At 75.5% G+C, this 25,094-nt stretch carries 23 protein-coding genes; 3 read left to right on the top strand and 20 right to left on the bottom strand.

The window, feature by feature from the left end:
* Position 1: 1 nt before the first annotated feature.
* A complete protein-coding gene (locus tag ACPCUX_RS03400) occupies positions 2 to 610 on the top strand; it encodes a DedA family protein (protein WP_423388163.1) in 609 nt (202 codons plus the stop codon).
* 30 nt (positions 611 to 640) lie between these two features.
* Positions 641 to 1,318: an alpha/beta fold hydrolase gene (locus ACPCUX_RS03395; RefSeq protein WP_086151094.1), complete on the top strand. Its 678-nt coding sequence runs from the start codon at positions 641 to 643 to the stop codon at positions 1,316 to 1,318.
* 28 nt (positions 1,319 to 1,346) lie between these two features.
* On the opposite strand, the gene ACPCUX_RS03390 is transcribed toward ACPCUX_RS03395, so the two are convergent.
* From ACPCUX_RS03390 to ACPCUX_RS03300, 19 genes are all read right to left on the bottom strand, one after another.
* Positions 1,347 to 1,721 carry a VOC family protein gene (locus ACPCUX_RS03390; protein WP_211933281.1) on the bottom strand — a complete coding sequence of 125 codons (375 nt, stop codon included), beginning with the start codon at positions 1,719 to 1,721 and terminating at the stop codon, positions 1,347 to 1,349.
* A gap of 68 nt (positions 1,722 to 1,789) precedes the next feature.
* Positions 1,790 to 2,593 (bottom strand): isoprenyl transferase, encoded by an 804-nt coding sequence (locus ACPCUX_RS03385; protein ID WP_114554428.1) that lies wholly within the window; start codon positions 2,591 to 2,593, stop codon positions 1,790 to 1,792.
* Positions 2,593 to 3,411 (bottom strand): DNA repair protein RecO, encoded by an 819-nt coding sequence (recO, locus tag ACPCUX_RS03380; RefSeq protein ID WP_423388162.1) that lies wholly within the window; start codon positions 3,409 to 3,411, stop codon positions 2,593 to 2,595. The genes ACPCUX_RS03385 and recO overlap by 1 nt, the downstream gene beginning before the upstream one ends.
* A gap of 54 nt (positions 3,412 to 3,465) precedes the next feature.
* Positions 3,466 to 4,038, bottom strand: coding sequence for a TetR/AcrR family transcriptional regulator (locus ACPCUX_RS03375; protein WP_086151097.1), 573 nt, complete (start codon positions 4,036 to 4,038; stop codon positions 3,466 to 3,468).
* Positions 4,039 to 4,158: 120 nt separating this feature from the next.
* Positions 4,159 to 4,869 carry an ABC transporter ATP-binding protein gene (locus ACPCUX_RS03370; RefSeq protein ID WP_423388161.1) on the bottom strand — a complete coding sequence of 237 codons (711 nt, stop codon included), beginning with the start codon at positions 4,867 to 4,869 and terminating at the stop codon, positions 4,159 to 4,161.
* Positions 4,866 to 5,987, bottom strand: a complete 1,122-nt coding sequence (locus ACPCUX_RS03365) for an ABC transporter permease (RefSeq protein ID WP_423388160.1) — start codon at positions 5,985 to 5,987, stop codon at positions 4,866 to 4,868. Before ACPCUX_RS03365 ends, ACPCUX_RS03370 begins: the two co-directional genes overlap by 4 nt.
* 120 nt (positions 5,988 to 6,107) lie before the next feature.
* A complete protein-coding gene (gene leuA, locus ACPCUX_RS03360) occupies positions 6,108 to 7,889 on the bottom strand; it encodes a 2-isopropylmalate synthase (protein ID WP_043651760.1) in 1,782 nt (593 codons plus the stop codon).
* A gap of 231 nt (positions 7,890 to 8,120) precedes the next feature.
* The gene (locus ACPCUX_RS03355; RefSeq protein ID WP_423388159.1) at positions 8,121 to 10,340 is read right to left on the bottom strand and encodes a hypothetical protein; all 2,220 of its coding nucleotides are present in this window, start codon (positions 10,338 to 10,340) and stop codon (positions 8,121 to 8,123) included.
* Positions 10,341 to 10,510: 170 nt separating this feature from the next.
* Positions 10,511 to 12,163 carry a PQQ-binding-like beta-propeller repeat protein gene (locus ACPCUX_RS03350; RefSeq protein ID WP_423388158.1) on the bottom strand — a complete coding sequence of 551 codons (1,653 nt, stop codon included), beginning with the start codon at positions 12,161 to 12,163 and terminating at the stop codon, positions 10,511 to 10,513.
* A gap of 83 nt (positions 12,164 to 12,246) precedes the next feature.
* The gene (locus ACPCUX_RS03345; RefSeq protein ID WP_211933274.1) at positions 12,247 to 13,845 is read right to left on the bottom strand and encodes a prolyl oligopeptidase family serine peptidase; all 1,599 of its coding nucleotides are present in this window, start codon (positions 13,843 to 13,845) and stop codon (positions 12,247 to 12,249) included.
* A 77-nt stretch (positions 13,846 to 13,922) separates the two neighbouring features.
* Positions 13,923 to 14,873: a GTPase Era gene (era, locus tag ACPCUX_RS03340; protein ID WP_043651768.1), complete on the bottom strand. Its 951-nt coding sequence runs from the start codon at positions 14,871 to 14,873 to the stop codon at positions 13,923 to 13,925.
* Positions 14,870 to 16,204 (bottom strand): hemolysin family protein, encoded by a 1,335-nt coding sequence (locus ACPCUX_RS03335; protein WP_144722562.1) that lies wholly within the window; start codon positions 16,202 to 16,204, stop codon positions 14,870 to 14,872. Before ACPCUX_RS03335 ends, era begins: the two co-directional genes overlap by 4 nt.
* Positions 16,201 to 16,653, bottom strand: coding sequence for an rRNA maturation RNase YbeY (ybeY, locus tag ACPCUX_RS03330; RefSeq protein WP_021482948.1), 453 nt, complete (start codon positions 16,651 to 16,653; stop codon positions 16,201 to 16,203). The genes ACPCUX_RS03335 and ybeY overlap by 4 nt, the downstream gene beginning before the upstream one ends.
* Positions 16,650 to 17,738, bottom strand: coding sequence for a PhoH family protein (locus ACPCUX_RS03325; protein ID WP_423388157.1), 1,089 nt, complete (start codon positions 17,736 to 17,738; stop codon positions 16,650 to 16,652). Before ACPCUX_RS03325 ends, ybeY begins: the two co-directional genes overlap by 4 nt.
* Positions 17,739 to 17,859: 121 nt before the next feature.
* On the bottom strand, positions 17,860 to 18,222 hold the full coding sequence (locus tag ACPCUX_RS03320) for an HIT domain-containing protein (protein ID WP_021482946.1): 363 nt from the start codon (positions 18,220 to 18,222) through the stop codon (positions 17,860 to 17,862).
* Complete coding sequence (locus ACPCUX_RS03315) at positions 18,219 to 19,031, bottom strand: 16S rRNA (uracil(1498)-N(3))-methyltransferase (protein ID WP_396052081.1); 813 nt, start codon at positions 19,029 to 19,031, stop codon at positions 18,219 to 18,221. The genes ACPCUX_RS03320 and ACPCUX_RS03315 overlap by 4 nt, the downstream gene beginning before the upstream one ends.
* 13 nt (positions 19,032 to 19,044) lie before the next feature.
* Complete coding sequence (gene dnaJ, locus ACPCUX_RS03310) at positions 19,045 to 20,169, bottom strand: molecular chaperone DnaJ (protein WP_043651775.1); 1,125 nt, start codon at positions 20,167 to 20,169, stop codon at positions 19,045 to 19,047.
* Between the two features lie 106 nt (positions 20,170 to 20,275).
* Positions 20,276 to 21,292 (bottom strand): heat-inducible transcriptional repressor HrcA, encoded by a 1,017-nt coding sequence (hrcA, locus tag ACPCUX_RS03305; RefSeq protein WP_021482687.1) that lies wholly within the window; start codon positions 21,290 to 21,292, stop codon positions 20,276 to 20,278.
* A 79-nt stretch (positions 21,293 to 21,371) separates the two neighbouring features.
* Positions 21,372 to 22,835 (bottom strand): MFS transporter, encoded by a 1,464-nt coding sequence (locus ACPCUX_RS03300; protein ID WP_076405561.1) that lies wholly within the window; start codon positions 22,833 to 22,835, stop codon positions 21,372 to 21,374.
* 155 nt (positions 22,836 to 22,990) lie between these two features.
* Between ACPCUX_RS03300 and ACPCUX_RS03295 the strand changes: the two genes are divergently transcribed.
* Positions 22,991 to 23,854: a DUF3097 domain-containing protein gene (locus ACPCUX_RS03295; RefSeq protein WP_423388156.1), complete on the top strand. Its 864-nt coding sequence runs from the start codon at positions 22,991 to 22,993 to the stop codon at positions 23,852 to 23,854.
* 112 nt (positions 23,855 to 23,966) lie between these two features.
* Here the strand turns inward: ACPCUX_RS03295 and ACPCUX_RS03290 are convergent, their stop codons facing one another.
* Complete coding sequence (locus ACPCUX_RS03290) at positions 23,967 to 25,073, bottom strand: hypothetical protein (RefSeq protein ID WP_423388155.1); 1,107 nt, start codon at positions 25,071 to 25,073, stop codon at positions 23,967 to 23,969.
* Positions 25,074 to 25,094: the final 21 nt, after the last annotated feature.

The following is a 25,094-nucleotide window of genomic DNA, read 5'->3' as shown; positions in this document are numbered from 1 at the left end:
GGTGCCCGACGCGCTGGACGGCGCCCCGTTCGCCGCGCTCTTCGCCTTCTTCTTCGCGATCGCGTTCGTGCGGACGCAGGCCACCTACTGGATCGCGCGCCTCGTCACGACGTGGACGCTCGACCGCACGCGCCCCGTCAAGCCGTGGGTCGCGCGCGTCCACGCCTGGCTGTCCGGGCGGTCGGCCGCACGCGGGATCGAGACCGTGCGACGGTGGGGCGTGCTCGCGGTGCCCGCGTCGTTCCTCGCGACCGGGACGAAGACCGTGATCAACGCCGCCGCGGGCGTCGTGCGCATGCCGTTCGGGCGCTACCTCGCGGCCATGATCCTCGGGTGCGCGGTGCACGCGACGATCTACGCGACCGTCGGGTGGGCGGTGTGGACCGCCGCGTTCGCCGCCGCGACGGGCTCGCCGACGGGCGTCGCGGTGCTCGTCGCGATCGTCGTCGTGGTCGTCGTGGCGGTGGTCCTCATGGTCCGCCGTCGGGCCGCCCGGGCGGGCGCCGACGCCGCGGTCGTGCCGACCGGCACGACCGCCGGCGACGTCCCCGCCCTGGACGGGCAGGCGACGCTCCCCCGCGACGAGGGCGCGCCGCGCGCCGACCGATGAGATGACGGGGCCCGGACCGTCCGAACCCCCATGACGACGTTCCTCCTGCTGCCCGGCGCCGGCGGCGACCCCGCGTACTGGGACCTGCTCGTCCCGGAGCTCGACCGGCTCGGCCACCGGCCGGTCGCCGTCGACCTGCCCCAGCACGACGAGGGCCACGGCTGGGCGGACCTCACCGACGTCGCGGTCACGACGCTGCACCGGGCGACGGCCGCCGCCGAGCGGGACGACCTCGTCGTCGTCGCCCAGTCCATGGGCGCGTACGTCGGGCCGCTCGTGTGCGAGCGCGAGGCGGTCCGCCTGCTCGTGCTGCTCAACCCGATGATCCCGCGACCGGGCGAGAGCGGGGGCGACTGGTGGCGCGCGACGGACCACGCCGCGCGTCGTGCCGCCACGGGCCTGGGCCCGTTCGACCCCGTGGACGACTTCTTCCACGACGTGCCGGAGCCGGTCGCGGCCGTCGTGCAGCGCAGCGACCGGCAGCCGTCCGAGCGGTCCTTCGCCGAGCCGTGGCCGGCCCGCGCCTGGCCCGCCGTGCCCACGGTCGTGCTGCAGGGCGACGACGACCGGCTCTTCCCGCCGCCCTTCCAGCGCGCCGTCGCGCGCGAGCGGCTCGGCGCGGAGGTCGAGACGATGCCGGGCGGCCACCTCGTGGCGCTCAGCCGCCCGGCCGAGCTCGCCGCCCGGCTCGACGCGCTGGCCCGCTGACGGGCCGCCCTGACGGGACGACCCCGCCTCAGCCGACGCTCGTCGGCTCCTCGGGCGCGCCCACGCAGAACTGGTTGCCCTGCGGGTCGGCCAGCACCGCCCAGCGGTACCCGGGGATGGTGTGCTCGCCGACGAGCGTCGCGCCGTCCGCCACGAGCGCCGCGACGTCCGCCTCGCGGTCGGACGTGCCGAGGTCCAGGTGCAGCCGGTTCTTGCCGGGCGTCGGGTCCTCGACGCGCTGGAACCCGAGGACCGGAGCCGTCACCCCCTCGGCGGGCACGACCTCGAGGAACCACCCGTCCGCCTCGTCGACGAGCCGCCCGCCGAGGCGGCGCGCCCACCACCGGGCGAGCGGCCGCGGGTCGGTGGAGTCGACGGTCACCATGCCGATGCTCAGAGTCATGCCGCGCACGCTACCGGCCGCCTCCCACGGCGTCCCGGCGACAGGGCGCGCGCCGCCCGCGCACGGCGTCAGGCCGTGCCGCCCGCCGTCCCGCCCACCGCGTCGACCGCGCCGCCGTAGCGGCGGTCGCGGCGCGCGTACTCCTCGACGGCGCGCCACAGCGAGCGACGGTCCACGTCGGGCCAGGGCTCCGGGAGGAACACGAGCTCCGCGTACGCGGCCTGCCACAGCATGAAGTTCGACGTGCGCTGCTCGCCCGAGCTGCGCAGGAACAGGTCGACGTCCGGCAGGTCGGGCTCGTCGAGGTGCTGCTGGACGGTCCGCTCCGTGACCTTGCGCGGGTCGAGCCGCCCGGCGGCGACCTCGCGCGCGATGGCGGCCGCGGCGTCGGCGATCTCGGCGCGACCCCCGTAGTTGACGCACATCGTGAGCGTGCAGACGTCGTTCTGCTTCGTCTGCTCCTCCGCGACCTCGAGCTCCTTGATCACGGACGCCCAGAGCCGCGGACGACGCCCCGCCCACCGCACGCGCACGCCCCACGAGTCCATCTCGTCGCGGCGACGCCGGATCACGTCGCGGTTGAAGCCCATGAGGAAGCGGACCTCGTCGGGCGAGCGCTTCCAGTTCTCGGTCGAGAACGCGTACGCCGACACGTGCTTGACGCCGATCTCGATGGCGCCCGCGACGACGTCGAGCAGCGCCGCCTCGCCGGCCTCGTGGCCCGCGGTGCGCGGCAGCCCGCGCGCGTTGGCCCAGCGGCCGTTGCCGTCCATGACGACGGCCACGTGGTTCGGCACGAACTGCGCCGGGATCGCCGGGGGCCGCGCACCGCTGGGGTGCGGGAACGGCGGCTGGTACGTGCGCCGCGCCATCAGGCGTCCGCCCCGGCGCCGGCGCCTGGGTCCGCGGAGGCGGCGGCCTCGTCGGCGTGCGGGACGGCGGGGACGTGCGGGGCGGGGGCGTCCCGCTCCACCATGCGCAGTGATCGCAACGTTCTCTCCAGGTGGTATTGGCTGTACGCGGCCACGAGGCCGCTCGCTTCCTTGCGGTGCCGGGCGTCCGACGCGTCGGCCGCGTCCCACTCCCCCGCGAGCAGCGCGGCGAGCAGGGCGAAGGTCTGGGGCGCGGGCGCCGTCGAGCCCGGCGGGCGGCAGCGCGAGCACACGGCCCCGCCCTGCGCGACGGCGAACGCGTGGTGCGGGCCCGGCTCGCCGCACCGCGCGCAGTCGACGAACGAGGGCGCCCAGCCCGCGACGGCGAGCGCGCGCAGGAGGTAGGAGTCGAGCACGAGCCCCGGCGCGTGCGCGTGCTCCGAGAGCGCCCGCAGCGCGCCCGCGAGCAGCCAGTACTGCTGCACGGCGGGCTCGCGCTCGTCGGCGACGAGGCGCTCCGCGGTCTCGAGCATCGCGGCGCCCGCCGTGTACAGGCCGTAGTCCTCGCAGATCCGGCGCGCGTACGGGCCGATCGTCTCCGCCTGCGTCACCGTGTCCAGCGACCGGCCCGCGTAGAGCTGGACGTCCACGAGCATGAACGGCTCGAGCCGCGCGCCGAACCGGGACGACGTGCGGCGCACGCCCTTGCCGACGGCGCGCACCTTCCCGTGCTCGCGCGTCAGGAGGGTGACGATGCGGTCCGCCTCGCCCAGCTTCTGGGCGCGCAGCACGATCGCGTCGTCTCGGTACAGCACCACGCCCCTATTGTCCGTCACGCCGCCGACACGGCGCGCACCACCCGCCGACGGTGGTCACGCGGGCGCGAGGCACCCGAGGACCGCGCGGACCCGGGCCAGCGTCGTGCCCGCGTCCTCGCCGGCCTCGACCTGGCGGGCCGCGGCGAGCACCACGGCGTTGACGAGCTCCGCGGAGCGCGCGGCGTCCGGGACGCCGAGCTGCTCCAGGGCCTCGACGAGCGGCACGAGGATCGTCGCGTGCATCGCGGCGCTCTGCTGGGCGAGCGCCTCGCGGCCCGCCTCGGCGCGCAGCGCGGCGACGACGGCGTGCTCGCCCTCGGCCACGAGGAGCAGGTTCTCGCGCGCGTAGGCGACGATCGCGTCCTCCGGCGACGCCGCGGTGGCCACCGCGGCGGTGATGCGCGCGGACCACCGCGGCACGACGTCGGCGACGACCGCGTCGAGCAGCTCCTCCCGCGACCGGAAGTACTGGTAGACGCTCGACCGGGCGAGCCCGGCCCGCGCCGCGACCGCCGCGAGCGTGAGCCCGCTGCCGTCCTCGCGGATGAGGTCGCGCGCGGCGTCGAGCAGGGTCCGGAGCTGCGCCGCGCGGTGCTCGGCCACCGTCGGGGCGGCGATCTTGGGCACGAGGGTCCTCCTTCCCGGAGCGCTCTGCGGAGCGCTCCCCCGGGAGCGCGACGGCCCCCGGCCGGACCATCATGCCCGACCGGGGGCGGTGGTGCGGCCCTCCGGGGCCGCCCGCCGACGTCAGCCGGCCACCGCGGGCAGCCCGAGCCGCCCGTCGACCATCTCGACGACCCGGTGGCAGTGCTCGAGCACGTCGTGGTCGTGCGTGACCATGAGCGCCGCCGCGCCGTAGGCCTCGACCTCCCGGGCCAGCAGGCTCACGACCTCGTGGCTGCGTGCCCGGTCGAGCGCCGCCGTCGGCTCGTCGACGAGGAGCAGCGCGGGGCTCGCGACGAGCGCGCGGGCGATCCCCACGCGCTGCCGCTCGCCGCCGGAGAGCTGGTCCGGACGGCGGTCGGCGCGGTGGCTCATGGACACCGAGCCCAGCAGCTCGCGGGGGTCGCGGGCGCGGGGGTCGCGCTCGTCGATCCCGGCGACCCGCAGCGCGAGCCGGAGCTGGTCGACGCTCGTGAGCGCCGGGAGGAGGTTGCCCGACTGGAAGACGAAGCCGATGCGCTCTCGCCGCAGCCGGGCCCGCTCGCGGTCGCTCGTCGCGCCGAGGTCGACCCCTTCGAGGCGGACGGACCCGGACTCCGGCGCCGTGAGCGCGCCGGCGACGGCGAGCAGGCCCGACTTGCCGGAGCCCGAGGGCCCGACGACACCGACGAGCTCGCCCGCGGCGACGCTCAGGCTCACCTCGTCGAGCGCGACGACCGTGGTGTCGCCGTCGCCGTGGCGGACGGTGACCCGGTCGATCTCGAGCACGGGCGTGGCGGGGGTGGTGGTGCTCATCGCTGCCCTCCCAGGGCGGTCAGGGGGTCGACGGAGGTGATGCGCGCGACGGCGACGGCCGCTCCGCCCATGCCGAGGACGAAGAGCAGGACGCCGGCCAGCACGAGGTCGGGCGCCTGGAGCGCGAACGGCATCGGCGACGCGCCGAGGCCCGCGCCCGCCGCGACGCCGAGGGCGAACCCCACGCCGATCGAGGCGAGCAGGAGCACGGCGGCCTGGCCGAGGGAGTCGGCGAGCAGGAAGCGGCGTCGCGCCCCCATGGCGCGCAGGACGGCGATCTCGTGCCGGCGCTGGATGACCCACACGGTGAAGAACGCCCCGACGACGAGCGCCGAGATGGCGTAGAGGAACACCTGGATGAGCAGGAGGGTCGCGGTCTCGGCCGTGTACCCGGGCGACGCGTCGAAGGACTCGGTGAGCGTGCGCGTCACCGTGCCCGACGCCGCGTCGGCGGCCTCGCGGTCGAACGACCCGGGGTCGGTGCGCAGCGCGACGGCGGTCGCGACGTCCGGCACGTCGGCTCCCGGCTGCTCGGCCCCGGCGAGGAGCTCCTGCCACGTGCCGAGCGGGAGGTAGGCGATGTCGACGTGGCCGAACGTGTGCTGGTCCTCGAGGACGCCCACGACGGTGAGCGTGCGCTCCGGGCGCGCGAGGTCCACGGTGTCGCCGACGGCGAGGCCGTCCTCGGCGGCGGTCGCGGAGACGACGATGCCGTCCGCCGCCCCGACGGCGTCGCCCTCCGCGATCGCGGCCGGGGCCACGAAAGAGCCGGGCTCGACGCCCACGAGGGTGAGGTCGACGGGCGATCCGTCCTCCTGGTGCGCGTTCGCCAGCAGCAGGCCGTACGGGGCGGCCTCGAGCACGCCGGGCTGCTCGGCCATGGTGCCGACCTGGTCCGTCTCGATGACGGAGCGCGTGAACGCGGCGTCCGTCCCGGTGCCCTCGGCGAAGGCGAAGTCGGTCACGGGCGTGCGCTTGAGGCCGGAGACGCCGTCGTTGACGAGGCCTGCGGACAGCCCGGAGAGGAGGACGACGAGGACCGCGACCAGCGCGACGACACCGCCCATGAGCAGGAAGCGGGTGCGCGCGAAGACGAGCTCGCGCAACGCGAGGAACATGAGGAGCCTTCCAAAGTTGTCGACAGTGCGTCGGCATCTTACCAACACCGTGTCGACAAAACGCCGACGGCCCGGACGACGAGGTCGTCCGGGCCGTCGGCGAGATCGGCGGGAGGGCGGTCAGCCCTGGGCACGCTCCGCGCGGTTCACTGCGGACACGATGGCCTTGAGCGAGGCGGTCGTGATCGACGGGTCGATCCCCACGCCCCACAGGACGTCGTCGCCCACCTGGCACTCCACGTACGCCGCGGCCGTGGCGTCCCCGCCCTCCGAGAGCGCGTGCTCCGCGTAGTCCAGGACGCGGACGTCGACCCCCACCTGCGCGATCGCGTCGACGAACGCCGCGACCGGGCCGTTGCCCGTGCCCTCGAGCGTCAGCTCCTCGCCGCGGTCGAGGACGTCGACGCTCAGGGTGTCGGGGCCGTCCTCGCTCGACGACGCGCGCGTGGAGCGCAGCTTGAGCCGGCCCCACGGCTCCAGGCCGGAACCGGGCTCGACGGGCAGGTACTCGTCCGAGAAGAGGCGCCAGATGTCCTCGCCCGTGACCTCCGTGCCGTGCGCGTCGGTGTGCTGCTGCACGGACTGCGAGAACTCGATCTGCAGACGGCGCGGCAGGTCGAGGTGGCGCTCCGACTTCAGCAGGTAGGAGATGCCGCCCTTGCCGGACTGCGAGTTGACGCGGATCACGGCCTCGTACGAGCGGCCGACGTCCTTGGGGTCGATCGGCAGGTACGGGACGGCCCACGTGATGTCGTCCACCGTGGCACCCTCCGCCTCCGCACGGACGGCCATCGCGTCGAAGCCCTTCTTGATGGCGTCCTGGTGCGAGCCGGAGAACGCCGTGAAGACCAGGTCGCCCGCGTAGGGGTGCCGCTCGGGGACGCCGAGCTGGTTGCAGTACTCCACCGTGCGGCGCACGTGGTCGATGTCGGAGAAGTCGATCTGCGGGTCCACGCCCTGGCTGAACAGATTCATGCCCAGCGTGACGAGGCAGACGTTGCCGGTGCGCTCGCCGTTGCCGAACAGGCAGCCCTCGATGCGGTCCGCGCCCGCCTGGTAGCCGAGCTCGGCGGCCGCGACCGCCGTGCCGCGGTCGTTGTGCGGGTGCAGCGACAGCACGACGTTCTCGCGGTGGTGCAGGTGCCGGTTCATCCACTCGATCGAGTCGGCGTAGACGTTCGGCGTCGCCATCTCGACCGTGGCGGGCAGGTTGATGATGACCTTGCGGTCGGGGCGGGGCTCGAAGACCTCCAGCACCTCGTTGCAGATGCGGGCCGCGAACTCGAGCTCCGTGCCGGTGTACGACTCGGGCGAGTACTCGTAGTAGACCGTCGTCTCCGGGACGGTCTCCTCGAACTTCTTGCACAGCCGCGCGCCGTCGACGGCGATCGCGATGATGCCGTCCTCGTCCGAGCGGAACACGACCTCGCGCTGCAGGACGGACGTCGAGTTGTAGAGGTGCACGATCGCCTGCTTCGCGCCCTTGATCGCCTCGTACGTGCGCGCGATGAGGTGCTCGCGGGACTGCGTGAGGACCTGGATGACGACGTCGTCCGGGATGCGGTCCTCCTCGATGAGCATCCGCACGAAGTCGAAGTCGGTCTGCGAGGCCGAGGGGAAGCCGACCTCGATCTCCTTGTAGCCCATCGCGACGAGCAGCTCGAACATGCGCAGCTTGCGCTCCGCGTTCATGGGCTCGATGAGGGCCTGGTTCCCGTCGCGCAGGTCGACGGCGCACCAGCGGGGCGCGGTCTCGATGCGCTTGTCCGGCCACGTGCGGTCGGGCAGGGAGACGTCGATCTGCCGGTGGAACGGCAGGTACTTGTGGATCGGCATGCCCGACGGCTGCTGCGGGTTCGGGTCCGCGGCGGTGGGCGTCGAGGTGGGGGCGGAGGCGTTCATCGTCGGTCCTTCGGGGTCGTCCTGATCGGTGTCAGCCGGCACACCAACCACCGCGACGAGGAACCGGCTACAGGGCCTCGCCGCGGCAACGAAGGAGGAGCTGCCGCATCAGGTGCACGACGCCACTGTACTCCTCCGCCGTCCGCGCGCCCGGGACGTCCGCTCCTCGGGCACGGCGTGGGTGCGCCCGGCCGGCCCTCGCGCGGAGGGCCGGCCGGGCGCCGGGGTGCGTCAGCCGCGTCGCGAGCGCAGCGCCGCGTCGACCGCCGGGTCGCCGAGGTTGCCGAGCCACTCGAGCAGCGCGGGGTACGTCGACGGGTTCGCCGCGACCTGGGGCCGCAGGTGCGGCGCGTCCTGGACGATCTGCGCCAGGACCTCGAGCGGCGTGCCCGGGTCGAGCGCCTGGGCCGCGGTGAAGCCCGCCGGCTGGGCCGGCGGGGCGTACGACGGCTGCTGCGCCGCGGGCTGCTGGGCGTAACCCTGCTGGCCGTAGCCCTGCTGGTCGTACCCCTGCGGCGCGTAGCCCTGCTGCCCCGGCCCGGAGGGCGCGTAGCCCTGCTGCTGGCCGTAGCCCTGCTGGGGGTACCCCTGGCCGGGCTGCTGGGCGGTCGGCTGCGGGCCGGTGCCCGGCTGCTCCTCCTGGTAGGCGGGCAGGACCGCCGTCGACGGGCCCTCGTCGGGCGTGAGGCCGGGACGCGCGGCGTACCCGCTGCGCTCCGGCTCCGCCGGCTGGACCGGGAGCACCTCGGTCGCGTCGGACCCCGCGGCGAACCGCCGGTCCGGCGCCTGCTGCGTCGGGACGGGCCCCGTGTGCCCGGCGGGCGGGTAGGTGCCCGCCGGCCCGGTGGCCGGGTAGGCACCCGAGCCCGGGTAGGCACCCGTGTGCCCGGTCGTCGGGTGCGCACCGGTCGGCGGGCCCGCCGGGGCGGGCGCGGGCCGGGCCGGCTTGGGCTGCTTCGGCGCGGGCGGCTGCCACACGTACGCGCGTGCCGCCTCCGCCCCGGTGGCCGCGGGCACGGGGCGGTGCTCGGCGAAGTAGGCGCGCACCTCGCGCGGCACGGTGAGCGCCCCGACGACGAGCAGCGGGAGGCCGAAGGCGAGCAGCACGTGCTCCACACCGCCGCCGAGCACGACGCGGTTCGAGGTCACGACGAGCAGCACGATGCCGAGCAGCGCCACGACGCCGGCGCCGCCGAGCGCGAGCGGGCGCCCGGTGGCGGCGTCGCGAGCGAGCGAGCGGCGCGCGACGAACGCGACGGCGGCCGCGAGGACACCGACGATCACGGCGAGGACGACCGGGACGCCGCGTGCGCCGTCGGCCAGGGTGAGCACGGCGCTCACGGCGACGTAGCCCGCGACGACGAGCACGAGGTCGAGGGCGTTGACGGCCACGCGCACCCAGGTGGTCACCGGGTCCGCGGCGGCCATCGCGCGGTGCACCGCGGGCGCCGCGGCGACGGCCGCGAGCGCCGGGACGAGCACGAGCCCGAACCGGCCGCCGTGCGTGCTCTCGATCGTCACGAGCCCGTTGTTGCCCGAGCCGAGGACAAACCCGACGGCGAGCATGACGCCCATCCCGACGAGCGTGAGGCGCGCGGCCTCGGACCGGCGCCACGTGCCGTACGTCGGCAGCCCGGCGAGCGCGAGGACGAACACCGCGGCCACGATCACCAGCAGCACGAACAGGGCGCCGCCGAGGCGCGTGCCGGTGGCGGTGAGGATCACCGTGAGCAGGACGGTGAGGGCGAGGAGCGCCGCGAGCGCGAGGAGCGCCTGGAGCCACCGGTCGGTGACCGCGCGGTCCTGGTCCTGCGGCCCGAGCTCGCTCTCGCGCGGCTGCGCCGCGAGGAGCGCGCCCGCGAGGCCGAGCGCGGCGGCGGAGCCGACCCCGCCCCACCCGTCGGCGAGGTCGCCGCCGCCCACGACGTCGACCACGAGGTAGACGAGCACGAGCAGCACGTACGGCGCGTTGGCCAGCAGACGGACCTTGCGCGTGGTGTGCACGGTCCAGGTCGTCGGGAGCACGCCCGTGCGCGCGAGGTACGGCAGCGCGAGCGTCAGCAGCGAGAGGATCGTCAGCAGGACGACCTCGATCTTGTCCGACGCGCGGCTCGACACGTCCCACGGCAGCGCGAGGGAGACGAGGAGCAGCAGCGCGGCGACGCCGTCGCGCACGTAGTCGCTCACCGGGATCCCGGCGAAGGGCGACGCGGTGGCGGTCGCCGTCGCGGTCCCGCCGGTCTCGCGCGCGGAGCCCGTGTCCTTCTCCGTACCCGTGTCCGCGGCTCCCGCCGCGTCCGGGTCCGACCCTGCCGAGCCCGTCGCACCGTCCGGTGCGCGCTCGGCCGTGGAGTCCCCGTCACCCGCCGTGACGCCCTGGGGCGCCGGGGTCGGCCCGGTGCCCGCAGCACCGGGCTGCGGGTCCTCGGCCGGCTCTGTCTGGTTGGTCATCGTGCACTCCCTACGCTGTCGCGCGGTGCCGGTCGCACGCACGCCGGGCCGAGGGGCCCCGACCGTTTCTACCGGTTCATCACGTGCGGCTCAAGCGCCCACGCGGCCCGGGGCCACCATCCGGACGGTGCCGGCGGCGACGCCGGAGGGCGTCGCGCCCGCCCGGCACCTCACGAGACCGCCGTCAGCCCGCCGGTCCCGAGGAGGAAGAGCCGGCCCTCGACCGCGAGCACGTCGTAGGTGCCCTCCGGCAGCGTCCAGCGCCACTCGACCGCCCCGTCGTCGAGCGCGATCGACACGAGCCCCGGCTGGCGGCGCTGCCGCTCCGTGACGAACAGCGACCGGCCGTCGGTGAGCACCGGCCCGGGGCCGCCGTCCTCGAGCGTGACGGCCCACTCCTCCTCGCCCGTGCGGGCGTCGACGCTGCGGTAGGCCGAGTCCGTCTGGACGACGACGCGGCCGTCGACGCGCGCGACGGCGCGCATGCCCGTGCCCGGCAACGACCACAGCTCCGACCCGGTCGCGGCGTCCACGCCCACGATGCTGCCGAAGGTGTTCGTGACGATGACGCCCGGCGCGGACCCGTCCGACAGGGGCGCCTCGAGCACGCGGCCGGAGATCCGGAACGCGGGCTCGCCCGCGGCGGTGAACACCGTGGCGGTGCCGCGGCCGTACTCGTTGCCGACGTAGCGCCCGTCCTGGAGCTGGACGATGGTCCACACGTCGTCCTCGACGAGCGACAGGCCGTCCTCCGTGAGCGCCGCCGCGACGCCCGGCGCGAGGACGTCGACGACGCCGCGGCGCACGTCGAGCACGACGTCGCCACCGCTCCCGAGGCCGTCGTGCGCGAGCGTGCGCTCCCACCGCACCTCGCCGGTCGCGGCGTCCTCGCGCACCACCGCGACCTCGTCGCCGCGCCACCACGCCCGCACGACGTCCGTCGCACCGACCGGCACGACGGACAGCCGCCCCGCCGTCGCGGCCGTGCGCTCCCCCACGACCTCGCCGGTCGTCGCGCGCACGGTGGTGAGCCGGGCCGCCTGCTCGCGCCACCCCGTCGGCACCGCGCACACCACCACCTCGCGCGCGGGCTCGCCCGAGGCCGGCAGGCACGTGGCACGGTCGCCGAGACGCTCGGACCGCCAGAGGACCGAGCCGTCCGCGACGGAGTACGCCGTGAGCGACCCGTCGACGGTCACGACGGCGCCGACCGCGGGGACGACCTCGGTGCCGGGCTCGACAGGGACCGACCAGCGCGGCTCGGGCGGGTCCTCGAGCGGCCGCAGACCGCCGGCGAGCGCGGTGACGTCCACGGGCCGCGCGTCCTCCATCGACGCGGTGAAGGCGACGGAGCCGGCGAACGCGACGGCGACCGCGAGCGCCACCCACGGGACGGGGTGCAGGAACCAGCGGCGCCCGGCCGCACGCACCTGCGGGGACTCGCCGCCCCCGTCGGACCGGGACGGCCGGGGCGCGCCGGACCGCGCGAGGCCGGGCGTGTCGTGGTCCGTGGGCGGGTGCTCGTCCTGCGGGCGCGACAGGGGCAGCACGTCGCGGGCCGCCCGGTCGTGGTGCCCGCCCCGGACGGCGGGCGGGCCGTCCTCGTCCCGGGGTCGCGGCCCGTCGGGCGGACGGTGGGCGGGCGCCTCGGCGGGGCTCGCGAGCGCGGCGTCGAGGGCGGCGTCGAACCGGTCGTCGGACCGCAGCTCGGGCGGCAGGAGCTCGAGGCCGCCGACCGCCGTCCCGGCACCGTCCGTCGTCGGCTCGTGGGTGACGTGCCCGGCACGAGCCGCCCGGTCCTGCGCGAGCCGACGGCGCCTCACCCGTCCACGATACGCACGCCCGTCGGGCCGCGCCGGGCGAGCGGCGGGACCGCCGCGCCCGGACGACGGCGCACCGGCAGGGTCTAGATGCCGAGCTGGTAGACGCCCCAGTACGCGAGGATGACGAGCAGGACGGTCGACCCCGCGATCACGCACCACAGCATGACGCGGGGGGTCACGCCCCGCGCGACCTGCAGCACGCTCCCGCCCTCGTCCGCGGCGACCGCCTCGCCGGTGCCCCGGCGCTCGTCGTGCGCACGGCGCGCGGAGCGGACCTCGGCGGCCCGGTTGACCAGCAGGGCTCCCGCGACGAGCGTCGCGAGCCCGACGAGCCGCACCCCGATCCAGCCGCCCTGCACGACCCACGCGTCCTTCTCGTAGTCGAGCGCGAGCCGCGCGGTGGCGACGAGGTAGACGACGAGCGCGACCGTCGTCGCGAACGCGCCGACCCCGAGCCCCACCAGCGGCACGCGGAAGCCGGGCGCGAGACCGGCGGGCGCTCCGGGCCGGCCCGCGACCCGTCGCAGCCGGCGCACGAGGCCCCCGACGAGGCCGACGAGCGGGCCGAGCACGAGCAGCCCGACGGCGGCGAGGACGAGGGCGACGAACAGGTCGCCGTTGCCCAGCCAGCGCGGCGACGGGACCGGCCCGGCGAGGTACTGCTGCGTGGGCTCGGCGCCCGCGACCTGCGGCAGCGCGGTCGCGCTCGCGGGCAGGGACGTCACCCACGCGCTCACGTCGCGCGGGAAGTCGGGCACGAGCACGTCGTCGATCTTGATCCCGTGGTTCGCGTCCGCGTAGTACCGCACGGTGACGTCGGCCCCGCCCGGCACCTGCGACGACGGCCCCGTGGCGTCGAGGATCTGCCGCGCCCCCTGCTCGACGGGCATCGACGGGTCCGCGGTGCCGTACACGACGAGCACCGGCTGGGTGAGCCGCTCGAGGAACGGCTCCACGTCGAAGTCGGCGTACTCGAAGCCGCCGCCGGGGATCGCCATCCCGACGGCGCGCGGGATGGCCCGGAACACCCCGTGGGGCACGTCGGTGTTCCGCAGGTAGCTGTCGACCGCGAACGCGGCCTGCTGGCGCGGCGGCACGACCGGCGCGGACACGAGGACGGTGAAGGCGATCGTCGGGTCGTCGGCCGCCATCACGGGCACGATCCACGTGCCCTCGGACTCCCCGTACAGCCCCACGCGCTCCGGGTCGACGCCGGGACGCGCGCGCAGGAGGTCCACGGAGTGCGCGTAGTCGCGCGCCATCGCCTCGTAGTCGCGGTGCCGCGTCGTGTAGGTGTCGAGCCGCTTGTCCGGGACGAGGGTCACGACGCCCGCGCTCGCGAGGTCGGTCGCGACGTCCACGAACGCCTCGGACGCCAGACCGGTCCCCGCACCGTGCACGAACACCACGCCCGGGAGGTCGTCGCCCGCGTCGACGGGCTCGCGCAGCACGCCCCCGACGGTCGCGCCGTCGAGCCGGACCGTCACGTCGGTCTCGCGCACGTCGTAGGTGCCGACCGGGGCGGCCCCGCCGGGCGGCTGCCCGCCGACGGTCGTGTCGGGCGTCTCGGGGACGAGGTGCTCGGTCACGGGCACCGGGTCCCACTGCGGCCCGGTGACCGCACCGACGATCGCGAGGACGATCGCGAGGGCTGCCGTCGTCGCGGCGGTCCGGAAGATCACCGAGGAATCGTACGCCGCGGGCCGACGGCCGGTCCCTGGTGCCCTCCCGACGGCGGCACGGGGGACGTCCCCCCGGGTCAGAACCCGAGCCGGTGGAGCTGCTTCGGGTCGCGCTGCCAGTCCTTGGCGACCTTCACGTGGAGGTCGAGGTAGACGCGCGCGCCGAGCAGCGCCTCGATGCCGTGCCGCGCGCGCGTCCCCACCTCACGCAGGCGCGAGCCGCCGCGGCCGATGACGATCGCCTTCTGCGAGTCGCGCTCGACGAAGAGGTTGACGCGCACGTCGAGCAGCGGCGGCCGGCCCGTGGCCTCGTCGCCGCTGCCCTCGCGGGGCACGATCTCCTCGACCTGGACCGCGAGCGAGTGCGGGAGCTCGTCGCGCACGCCCTCCAGCGCCGCCTCGCGCACGAGCTCGGCGACCATGACGGCCTCCGGCTCGTCCGTGAGCTCGCCGCCGGGGTACAGCTCGGGGCCCTCGGGCAGGTGGGAGACGAGGACGTCGGTGAGCACGTCGACCTGGTAGCCGTCCTGGGCCGAGACGGGCACGATGTCGGCCCAGCCGCCCGCCGTCTCCCCCAGCCGGTCGACCGCGAGCAGGTGCGCGGCGAGGGTGCCGCGGTCCACGAGGTCGGCCTTCGTGACGACGGCGACCACGGGCGTGCCGCGGCGCCCGCGCATGAGCTCCGCGAGCTCGTTCGCGATGAAGCGGTCGCCCGGGCCGATCTTCTGGTCGGCGGGCAGGCAGAACGCGATGACGTCGACCTCGGTGAGGGTCTCGCGCACGAGGTCGTTGAGACGCTCGCCGAGCAGCGTGCGGGGGCGGTGCAGCCCCGGGGTGTCGACGAGGACGAGCTGCGCGTCGGGGCGGTGAACGATCCCGCGGATCGTGTGGCGCGTCGTCTGGGGGCGCCCGGAGGTGATCGCCACCTTCTGGCCGACCAGCGCGTTCGTCAGGGTCGACTTGCCCGCGTTGGGCCGCCCGACGAGGCAGGCGAAGCCGGAGCGGTGCTCGGGGGTGGTCGTGCTCACGGGGTGTCCTTCACGGTGGGGAGGGGCTGACGGGTGTCGGCCGCGGGGTCGGGCTCGTCCGGCGCGGGGACCGGAGCGTCGGGCGAGGTCGCCGTGGAGACGAGGACGGTCGCGAGCTGCTTGCGGCGGCCCTGGACGCGGTCGGCCTCGAGGCGCAGCCCGTGGACCTCCGCCACGGAGCCGGGCAGCGGGACCTTGCCGAGCGCCTTGGCGAGCAGGCCGCCCACGGTGTCCACGTCGTCGTCGTCCAGGCCGAGGCCGAAGAGCTCGCCGAGCTCGTCGACGCCGAGGCGGGCGGGCACGCGCAGGACGCCCTCGCCCAGGTCCTCGACCTCGGGCTCCGGCCGGTCGTGCTCGTCCGTGAGCTCGCCCACGATCTCCTCGAGCGCGTCCTCGATCGTCACCAGTCCCGCGACGCCGCCGTACTCGTCGACGACCATCGCGATGTGCGAGGACGACGCCTGCATCTCGCGCAGCAGGTCGTCCACGGGCTTGGACTCGGGCACGAAGATCGCGGGGCGCGCGACCTCGCCCACGGGCCGCGCGTCGGTCCCGGGACCGCCCTGCAGGACACGCACGACGTCCTTGAAGTAGGCGACGCCGACGAGGTCGTCCGCGGACGTGCCCGTGACCGGGATGCGGGAGAAGCCGGAGCGCAGGAAGAGCGAGAGGGTCTTGCGCAGGGGCGTGTCGCGCGACGTCGTCACCATGTCCGTGCGGGGCACCATGACCTCGCGCGTGAGGGTGCTGCCGAGCTCGAACACGGAGCGGATGAGCTCGCGCTCCTCCTCCTCGATGACCTCGGACTCGTTGACACGGTCCACCATGTCCTGGAGCTCGCGCTGGTGGGCCCCCTCGTCGGGCGCCGGGGCGAGCCGCGTGAGCCAGCGCGTGGCCCCGACGACGATCGTGAGCAGGCGCGACAGGCTCAGCAGGACGCGCACCGCGTGGCGACGGCCGAGGGACCGCGGGCTCACGCGCACCACGAGGAGCCCGACGACGACGCTCACCGCGAGCGCGACGAGCAGGACCTGCCACCACGGCTCCAGCCACGCCGCGACGAGCAGCGTGAGGCACGCGACCGCCGCGACCTCCGCGACGACGCGCACGAAGCCGACGGAGCGCACGGTCGCCGCCGGGTCCGCGAGCAGCGCCAGCGCCCGACGCCCGTCTGGGCGGGCGGGCACGGCCGGGTCGTCGCCCAGGGCGGCCTCCGTGACGGCCGCCCGCGTCACGCGCAGCACCGCCGCCTCGCCCGCGCTCAGCGCGGCCGCGAGCACGACCGTCAGGACGGTCAGGGCCGCCAGGAGCGCGACGGGTTCGCCGCTCACCGGCCTGCGAGGAAGGTCAGGAGCAGCTTGCGCTGCAGCGCGAACATCTCCTTCTCCTCCTCCGGCTCGGCGTGGTCGTAGCCGAGCAGGTGCAGGATGCCGTGCGTCGTGAGCAGCAGCATCTCCTCCGCCGTCGAGTGGCCCGCCGTCACCGCCTGCTGGGCGGCGACCTCCGGGCACAGCACGACGTCGCCGAGCTGGCCGGGGCCGGCGACCTCGCCGTCGCGCCCGGGCCGCAGCTCGTCCATGGGGAACGACAGCACGTCCGTCGGGCCGGGCTCGTCCATCCAGCGCACGTGCAGCTCGCTCATCACGTCCGTGTCGACGAAGAGGATCGACAGCTCGCTCTGCGGGTGCACGCGCATCGCGTCGAGCACGTACCGTGCCAGCGCCGCGAACTCGGCCTCGTCGACCTCGGCCTCGGTCTCGTTGTTGACCTCGATGCTCACGCGTCGTCCCTCGTCCGTCGTTCTCGTGCCGCGGGGCGTCCGCGGCGGTCGTCGTCGCGGCGGCGCGACCCGGTGCTCCCCGGGCCCCCGCCGCTCGCCAGGTCCCACCGCGCGTACGCGTCGATGATGTCGCTCACCAGCCGGTGCCGCACCACGTCGGACGACGTGAGCCGGCAGAACTCGACGTCGTCCACGCCGGTGAGGACGTCCTCGATGACGCGCAGGCCGGACTGGGTGCCGCCCGGCAGGTCGACCTGCGTCGCGTCGCCCGTGATGACCATGCGCGACCCGAAGCCCAGGCGCGTGAGGAACATCTTCATCTGCTCGGTGGTCGTGTTCTGCGCCTCGTCGAGGATGATGAACGAGTCGTTGAGGCTGCGCCCGCGCATGAACGCGAGCGGCGCGACCTCGATCGTCCCGGCCTCGATGAGCTTGGGGATCGAGTCCGGGTCGATCATGTCGTGCAGCGCGTCGTACAGCGGGCGCAGGTACGGGTCGATCTTCTCCGTCAGCGAGCCGGGCAGGAACCCGAGCCGCTCCCCCGCCTCGACGGCCGGGCGCGTGAGGATGATGCGGTTGACCTGCTTCGACTGCAGCGCCTGCACGGCCTTCGCCATCGCGAGGTACGTCTTGCCGGTGCCCGCGGGACCGATCCCGAACGTGATGGTGTTCGCGTCGATCGCCTCGACGTAGCGCTTCTGCCCCACGGTCTTGGGTCGGATCGTGCGGCCGCGGCTCGACAGGATGTTGAGCGTCAGCACCTCGGCCGGGCGCGACGCCGTCGCGGCGGTGAGCATCGCGATGGACCGCGTGACGACGTCGGCCGTGAGCTGCGTGCCGGCCTCGACGACCTCGACGAGCTCGTCGAGCAGGCGCGCGGCGAGCGCGACCTCCCCCGGAAGGCCGGCGACCGCGATCTCGTTGCCCCGCACGTGCACGTCGACGGCGGGGAACCCCTCCTCGACGGCCCGGAGCACGGAGTCGCGGCTACCGAGGAGCGCCACCATCGGCACGTGGTTCGGGATGACGATGCGGTGCTCGACCCGGTGCGACGAGGGGTCGGGTTCTCGGGACAGAGAGGTCATGAGCCGGCTTGCGCCGCTGCGCTCCTTCGGTCGGGCAGTGGGTCCGGGACGGCCACCGCCCCGCAGATCGCTTCCATCGTACCGAGCGCGGCCGGGCGTCACACGCGCTTTCGCGCAGGGCTCAGGCGGGCGACCAGCCGAGCTCGGCGCCCGCGATGACGTGGCCGTGCACGTGGAACACGCTCTGGCCGGCGCGCGGCCCCGAGTTGAAGATGAGCCGGAACTGGCCGTCGGCCAGGTCGCCCGCCACCTCGTCCGCCAGCGCGACGACGTCGCCGAGCAGCTCCGGGTCCGCCGCCGCGAGCTGGGCGATGTCGCCGTGGTGGTCGCGCGGCACGACGAGCACGTGCACGGGCGCCTGCGGGTCGATGTCGCGGAACGCGATCGAGCGCTCGCTGGTCGCCACGACGTCGGCCGGCACCTCCCCCGCGACGATGCGGCAGAAGAGGCAGTCCGGGTCGGTGCGCAGGTCGGTGCTCGTCATGCTCCCGAGGCTAGACCACGCGTCCCGGCCACGCCCCAGCGGCCGAGCCGCTCGGCGAGCAGCGCCACGGCCACCGGTCCGGCGGTCGACGTGCGCAGCACGTGGGGCCCGAGCCGCGCCGCGACCGCGCCGGCCGCCGTGAGGTCGGCGAGCTCGCGGTCGGAGATCCCGCCCTCCGGGCCGACGACGACGAGCACCTCGGGCGCGGGCGCGCCGTCCGTGGCCGGACCGGCGGGCAGCCCGACGTCGGCGAGCGGCGTCGTCGCCTCCTCGTGCAGGACGATCGCCCGACCGCCCGCCGCGACGACGTCGACGACCCGCGCCGCGAGGCCGCGCGAGTCGAGCGCGACCTCGACGCGGGGCAGGCGCGCGCGCCGGGCCTGCTTGGTCGCCGTGCGGACGGTCGCGAGCCACCGCGCGCGGGACTTCGCCGCGCGCTCGCCGCGCCACACGACGACGGAGCGCTCCGCCTGCCACGGCACGACCACGTCGACGCCGATCTCCGTCGCCGCCTCGATCGCCATCTCGTCGCGGTCACCCTTGGCGAGCGCCTGGACGAGCGTCACGACGACGTCCGGCGCCGGCTCGCGGTCCACCTCCTGCACGAGGAGCGTCACGCGGCCCGACTCGGCGTGCTCGACGACGCACCGCAGCCGGAGCCCGTCACCGTCGACGACGTCGACGCGCTCGCCCGCGCCGCGCCGCTGCACGACGCCCGCGTGCCGGCCCTCCGCGCCGTCGAGCACGTACCGGTCGCCGGGCGCGACGCCGTCGGTCCCCGTCTCGGCGAGGAACACCGGAGCACTCATGCCCGCGCCCCGCTCAGCGGCCGGAGAGCTTGTCGCGCAGGCGCGAGAACACGCCCGGGTGCGCGGCGGCGAGCCGGGGCTCGGGCCGCTCCTCGCCGCGCAGCGCGGCGAGCGAGCGCAGGAGCTGCTCCTGCTCGGGGTCGAGGGCCGTCGGCACCTGGACCTCGATGTGCACGTTGAGGTCGCCGCGCCCGCTGCCGTGCAGGTGCCCGACACCGAGGTTCTTCAGCGTGACGATCTGGTTCGGCTGCGTGCCGGGGCGCAGGTCGATCTCCTGGAGCCCGTCGAGCGTCTCCAGCTCGAGCACGGTGCCGAGGGCGGCCGCCGTCATGGGCACCTGGAGGGTGCAGTGCAGGTCGTCGCCGCGGCGCACGAACGTGTCGTGGTTGCGCTCGCGGATCTCGACGTACAGGTCGCCCGCGGGGCCGCCGGCCGGGCCGACCTCGCCCTGCGCGGTGAGCTTGATGCGCGTGCCCGTGTCGACGCCCGCCGGGACGTTGACCGTGATGCTGCGGCGGCTGCGCACGCGGCCCTCGCCCGAGCACTCCGCGCACGGCTCGGGGATGACCGTGCCGAAGCCCTGGCACGCGGCGCACGGCGCGCTCGTCATGACCTGGCCGAGGAACGAGCGCGCGACGCGCTGGACCGTGCCGCGGCCGTGGCACACCTCGCACGTGCGGGGCGAGGTGCCCGGACGGCAGCAGGTGCCGCCGCACGTGCCGCACACGACCGCCGTGTCGACCTGGAGCTCGCGCTGCGCGCCGAACGTCGCCTCGGAGAGGTCGATGTCGAGCCGCACGAGCGCGTCCTGGCCGCGGCGGGCGCGCGGGATCGGGCCCTGCTGCGCCTGGGCGCCGCCGAAGAACGTCTCGAAGATGTCCTGGAAGCCGAAGCCGCCGCCCATGGGGCCGCCGCCCCCGCCGCCGGGGGCGCTGGGGTCGACGCCGAGGTCGTACTGCTGGCGCTTCTCCGGGTTGGACAGCACCTCGTAGGCGCGCGCGACGTCCTTGAAGCGGTCGCCCGCCTCCTCGCCCGCGACGTCCGGGTGCAGCTCGCGCGCGAGCTTGCGGTACGCCTTCTTGATCTGGTCCTGGCTGGCGTCACGGGCCACGCCGAGGATCTCGTAGTAGTCGCTCACACGTCACTCTCTGCTGGTGCGGGTCGTGAGGCCGGCGCGGGGCCGGTCGGGAGGGGTCGGGGGTGGTCGTCGAGCGGGCCCGCCGCGGGCGGGGAGACCGCGGGGCTCACGTGCCGAGCACCCGTGACAGGTAGCGCGCGACCGCGCGCACCGCCGCGATGGTGCCGGGGTAGTCCATGCGGGTCGGCCCGATCGAGCCGACGAGCGCGACCGTGTCACCGTCGTTACCGTAACCGGTCGTCACGACGGAGGTCTCCGCGAGGCCCTCGAGCTGGGTCTCGCGACCGATCCGGACGCTCACGCCCGACTCGGCGGCCATCTCGGTGAGCAGCCCGAGCAGGACGACCTGCTCCTCGAGCGCCTCGAGGACGGGGCGCAGCGCGTGCTCGAACCGCATGCCCGCGCGCGCGAGGTTCGCCGTGCCCGCGAGGACGAGGCGCTCCTCGCTCTCCTCCGCGAGCGTCTGGGCGACGAGGTCGCCCACCGCGCGGACGAGCGGGGCGTCGTCGGGGTGGAAGCTCTCGGTCACGGCGGCGAGGCCGGGCGCGAGGTCCGTGAGGCGCTTGCCCGCGGCCGCGGCGTTGAGCCGCGCGCGCACCTCGACGAGCGTGCCCTCGTCCGGCAGGCTCGCGACCTCGAGCGTGCGCTGCTCGACGCGACCCGTGTCCGTGATGATGACGACGAGGAGCCGCGACTCGCCGACGGGCACGAGCTCGAGGTGGCGCAGGCCCGACCGGCTCAGCGACGGGTACTGCACGACGGCGACCTGGCCGGTGAGCTGGGCGAGCAGGCGCCCGGCGCGCGCGATGACGTCGTCGAGGTCCACGCCCTCGGACAGGAAGGTCTCGATGGCGCGCTTCTCCGGCGCGGACAGCGGCTTGACGCCCGAGAGGCGGTCCACGAAGAGCCGGTATCCCTTGTCCGTCGGGATCCGGCCCGCGGACGTGTGCGGCTGGGCGATGTACCCCGCGTCCTCGAGAGCCGCCATGTCGTTGCGGATCGTGGCGGGCGAGACGCCGAGGCTGTGGCGCTCGGTGAGCACGCGCGAACCCACGGGCTCGCGCGTGAGGACGTAGTCCTCGACGATGGCCCGCAGCACCTCGAGCCGGCGCTCCTCGCTCACGTCCACCTCCCGCGTGCCGCACCGTCGCCGCCCGGGCGGGCGTGCGGGAGTCGGCACTCTCGACCTCCGAGTGCCAATCCTACGCGTCCGCGCGGCCCGTCCGGCGGTCCTCCGCTCGTCGCGAACGCAGGTCGAGGAGGCCGACGACGAGCGCGACCGCGACGAGGCCGATCGTCACCAGGAGCGCGCGCCCGGTCGCGTCCGCCGCCGAGTCGCCGCTCGCGAGCCCGCCGTAGTAGACGGACAGGACCACGGAGATCCCGACGGCCGACCCGATGCGCTGGCCGAGCTGCAGCATGCTGCCCGCCACCCCGGCCCGGCTCACCGGCACCTCGGACAGCGTGAGCGTCTGGTTCGGCGCGATGACCGTCCCGCTGCCCGCGCCCGCGACGAGCAGCGCGACCGCGAGCGCCGGGCCGACGGCGCCCGGGTCGTCCCCGAGCGTGCGCACGACGACCTCCGCCGCGACCACCCCCACGAGCACGAGCACGACGCCGCCGACGACGAGCTCGCGGCCCCAGCGCGCGACCCAGCGGCCCGAGAACCACGCCGACACGCCCGACGCGACCGCGAACGGCGTGCCGACGAGCCCCGCCTGGAGCGGCGTGTACCCCAGCTCGTCCTGGAGGTAGAGCGTGACGACGAGGAAGATGCCCGTGAACCCGGCGAAGTACGCGAGGCCGAGCAGCGCGCCGTTGCGGAAGGACCCGAGCCCCACGACCTGCGGGTCGAGCACGGCCTCGCCCGTGCGCCGCTGGTAGCGCCGCTCCCACCCGACGGCGGCCACCACGGCGGCCGCGGCCGGCACGAGCCACCACCAGCGCGACGCGTCGTCGCCGCGGCCCGTCGTCGTGACGAACGGCATCATCACGCCGAGGGTCGCGGCGCCGAGCAGGCCCAGCCCGACGAGGTCCAGCCGGCGCGGCCCGCGCGCCGCGCCCGACCCGGTGCGCGGCGGCCCGGGCACGAGGCGCCACGCGAAGGGCAGGAGCACGGCGACGACGGGGATGTTCACGAGGAACACCCACCGCCACCCCGTCTCCGGGCCCGCCGCGGCGATGATGAGCCCGCCCAGCAGGGGCCCGAGCGCCGTCGAGACGCCGATGGTCGCGCCGAACATGCCGAACGCGCGCCCGCGCTCGTACCCGCGGAACTGCTGCTGGATGAGACCGACGACCTGCGGGTTGAGGACGCCCGCGCTCACGCCCTGGAGCAGGCGCGCGACGCCGAGCCACGTGTCGGTCGGCGCGAGCCCGGACGCGAGGCTCATGAGCGCGAAGCCCAGGAGGCCCGCGATGAAGAGCGGTCGTCGTGCGCCCGCGTCGCCCAGGCGCCCGGCGGGCACCAGCGCGAGCCCGAACGCGAGCGTGTAGCCGGCGACGACGAGCTGGAGCTGGGTCGGGCCCGCGTCGAGCGACGACTCGATCGACGGCAGGGCCACGTTGACGATCGACACGTCGAGCGTCGTGATGAAGCCCACCGCGAGGCAGACCGGCAGCACGCGCCAGCGGTTCGGGTCCGGCTCCGCGCGCTGCTGGCTCATCGGTCCGTGGTACCACCCCGCGCCGGGGGCGCGCGCGCCGGGAGCCGCCGTGCGCGGCCGGGCCGGGCGCCCGGGACCTCCCCGCGGGAGGCCGATCCCGCGACGCACGGGGCGATCTCGGTGGTGAGCGGCAGACGCTGGCCTAGGGTGACGCCGTGTCCTTCGACCGCTACGGCTCCGACGTCCTCGGCGGCACGCCCGCCCCCACCCACCACCGCGCGCGGCCCGTGTCGCGCCCGCAGCCCGCGGAGCGCGGCCTCGTCGTCGAGGAGGTGCAGACCGGGTGGGTCGGGGCCGTGGTCCGGGTCGAGAAGTCGGGCGGGATGCACGTCGTCGTGCTCGAGGACCGCGCGGGCCGGACCCGCACGTTCCCGCTCGGGCCGGGCTTCTGGGTCGACGGCGCGCCCGTCGAGCTCACCCCGCCCGTCACCTCCCGCGCCCCCGCCGCGCCGACGCGCACGGCCTCGGGCTCGCGGGCCGTCGTCGGGCAGCGGGCGCACGTCGCGCGCGGGAGCCGCATCTGGGTCGAGGGCAAGCACGACGCCGAGCTCGTCGAGAAGGTGTGGGGCGACGACCTGCGCGTGGAGGGGGTCGTCGTCGAGCCGCTGCACGGCGTCGACGACCTCGCGGCGGCGCTCGCGGACTTCGGCCCGACGCCGCAGCGTCGCGTGGGCGTGCTCGTGGACCACCTCGTGCCCGGCAGCAAGGAGCGGCGGATCGCCGACGAGGCGCTGCGGCGGTCGCCCGCGGGCACGGTGCTCGTGCTCGGGCACCCGTACGTCGACGTCTGGCAGGCGGTGAAGCCGGCCCGGATCGGCCTCGAGCGGTGGCCCGTGATTGAGCGCGGCACGGAGTGGAAGCGCGGGATCCTGCGCGAGCTCGGCTGGCCGGCGCAGACCGCGGAGGACGTCGGCCGCGCGTGGCAGCGCATCCTCGGCACGGTGCGCACCTACGCCGACCTGGAGCCGTCGCTGCTCGGGCGGGTCGAGGAGCTCATCGACTTCGTCACCGCGCCCTGACCGGTCGCGGGCGCGCGGGACGCACCCCGCGCGTGAGGTACCGCGCTCGAGACGCACCGCGCCCCGGTACCGACGGACGGTACCGGGGCACGGCGACAGCGTCGGCCGGGTCTCAGGCGGCCGGCACCCCGCCCGTGAGACGGCGGTAGGCGTAGCCGACGGCGACGTAGCTCAGCGGGATCGTCACGAAGAGCCCGAGACCGCACGGGATCGCGCCGAGGATGTTGATCCCGACGAGGGCGAGCAGGAGCAGGAACACCTGCCCGAAGTTCTTCGCGACGAGCGAGAAGCTCGTGCGGATCGCCGTGATCGCGTCGACGCCCTGGTCGAGCGCGACGTAGTACACGAACGCCGAGAACAGCAGCATCGCGAGCCCGGGCAGGACGCACAGGACGAGCCCGATGCCGGACAGGACGCCGACGATGAGCGCCGCGAGCAGCACGTTGAGCACGTTCCCGATGCGGAAGAACGCGGCGACGTCGGGTCGACGCCCGTCCACCTCGTCGAGCGCGCCGCGCGTGAAGAACGCGGTGATGAGGTAGCCGATGGCGGTGCCGACGATCCCGAGCAGCACGCTCGTGAAGGTGAGGCCGCCGAGGGCCGCGAAGTTCGTGTCGGAGTAGTCGAACTGGTCCTGGAACTGGTCGAACCCGCCCGTGATCCAGCTCCACGCGATGTTGACGGCGAGGAAGATCAGCGCGACGAGGATCCACGGCCCCAGGTTCGACGTGACGCGACGCCACCCGTAGGAGATCGCGTCGCCGACGCCGAACGCCGGGCCCCCGTAGCCGGGCTGGCCCCCGTACCCTCCGGCGGCACCCGGGTACGACCCGGGCGGCGGCGGGTACCCCCCGGCGGGGGGCGGGTATCCGCCGGCGGGCGGCGGGTACGCACCGGACGGGGGCGGGTACGCGCCCGGCGGGGGCGTACCCGGTCCCCCGGCCGCGCCGTCCGGCGCACCGGTCGGCGCGCCGTAGGCACCCGGTGCGCCGTACGCGGGCGGGCCCGACGGCGGTGCGGCCGGGTCGTGCGGCGCTCCCCCGCCCGGGCCGTACGGCGAGGCGGGCGGGACGTCGCCCCCGGACGGGGCGGCGTCGGGCCGGCCGGGTCCGGGACCGGACGGTGGCGTGGCGTCCGGTCGCGGGCCGCCCGCGCCGTCGGCGGGGGTGCGCTCGTCGTCGCGGGGCGGCTCGCCGCCCGGGTTCGTGGGGTCGGTCATCGTGCACCTCGTTCCTCGTCG

This window comes from Cellulosimicrobium sp. AB352 (assembly GCF_049538415.1).
Taxonomy (GTDB): Bacteria; Actinomycetota; Actinomycetes; order Actinomycetales; family Cellulomonadaceae; genus Cellulosimicrobium; species Cellulosimicrobium funkei.
Note: the sequence above shows the minus strand (reverse complement) of the source record. Positions and strands in the feature narration are given on the sequence as shown.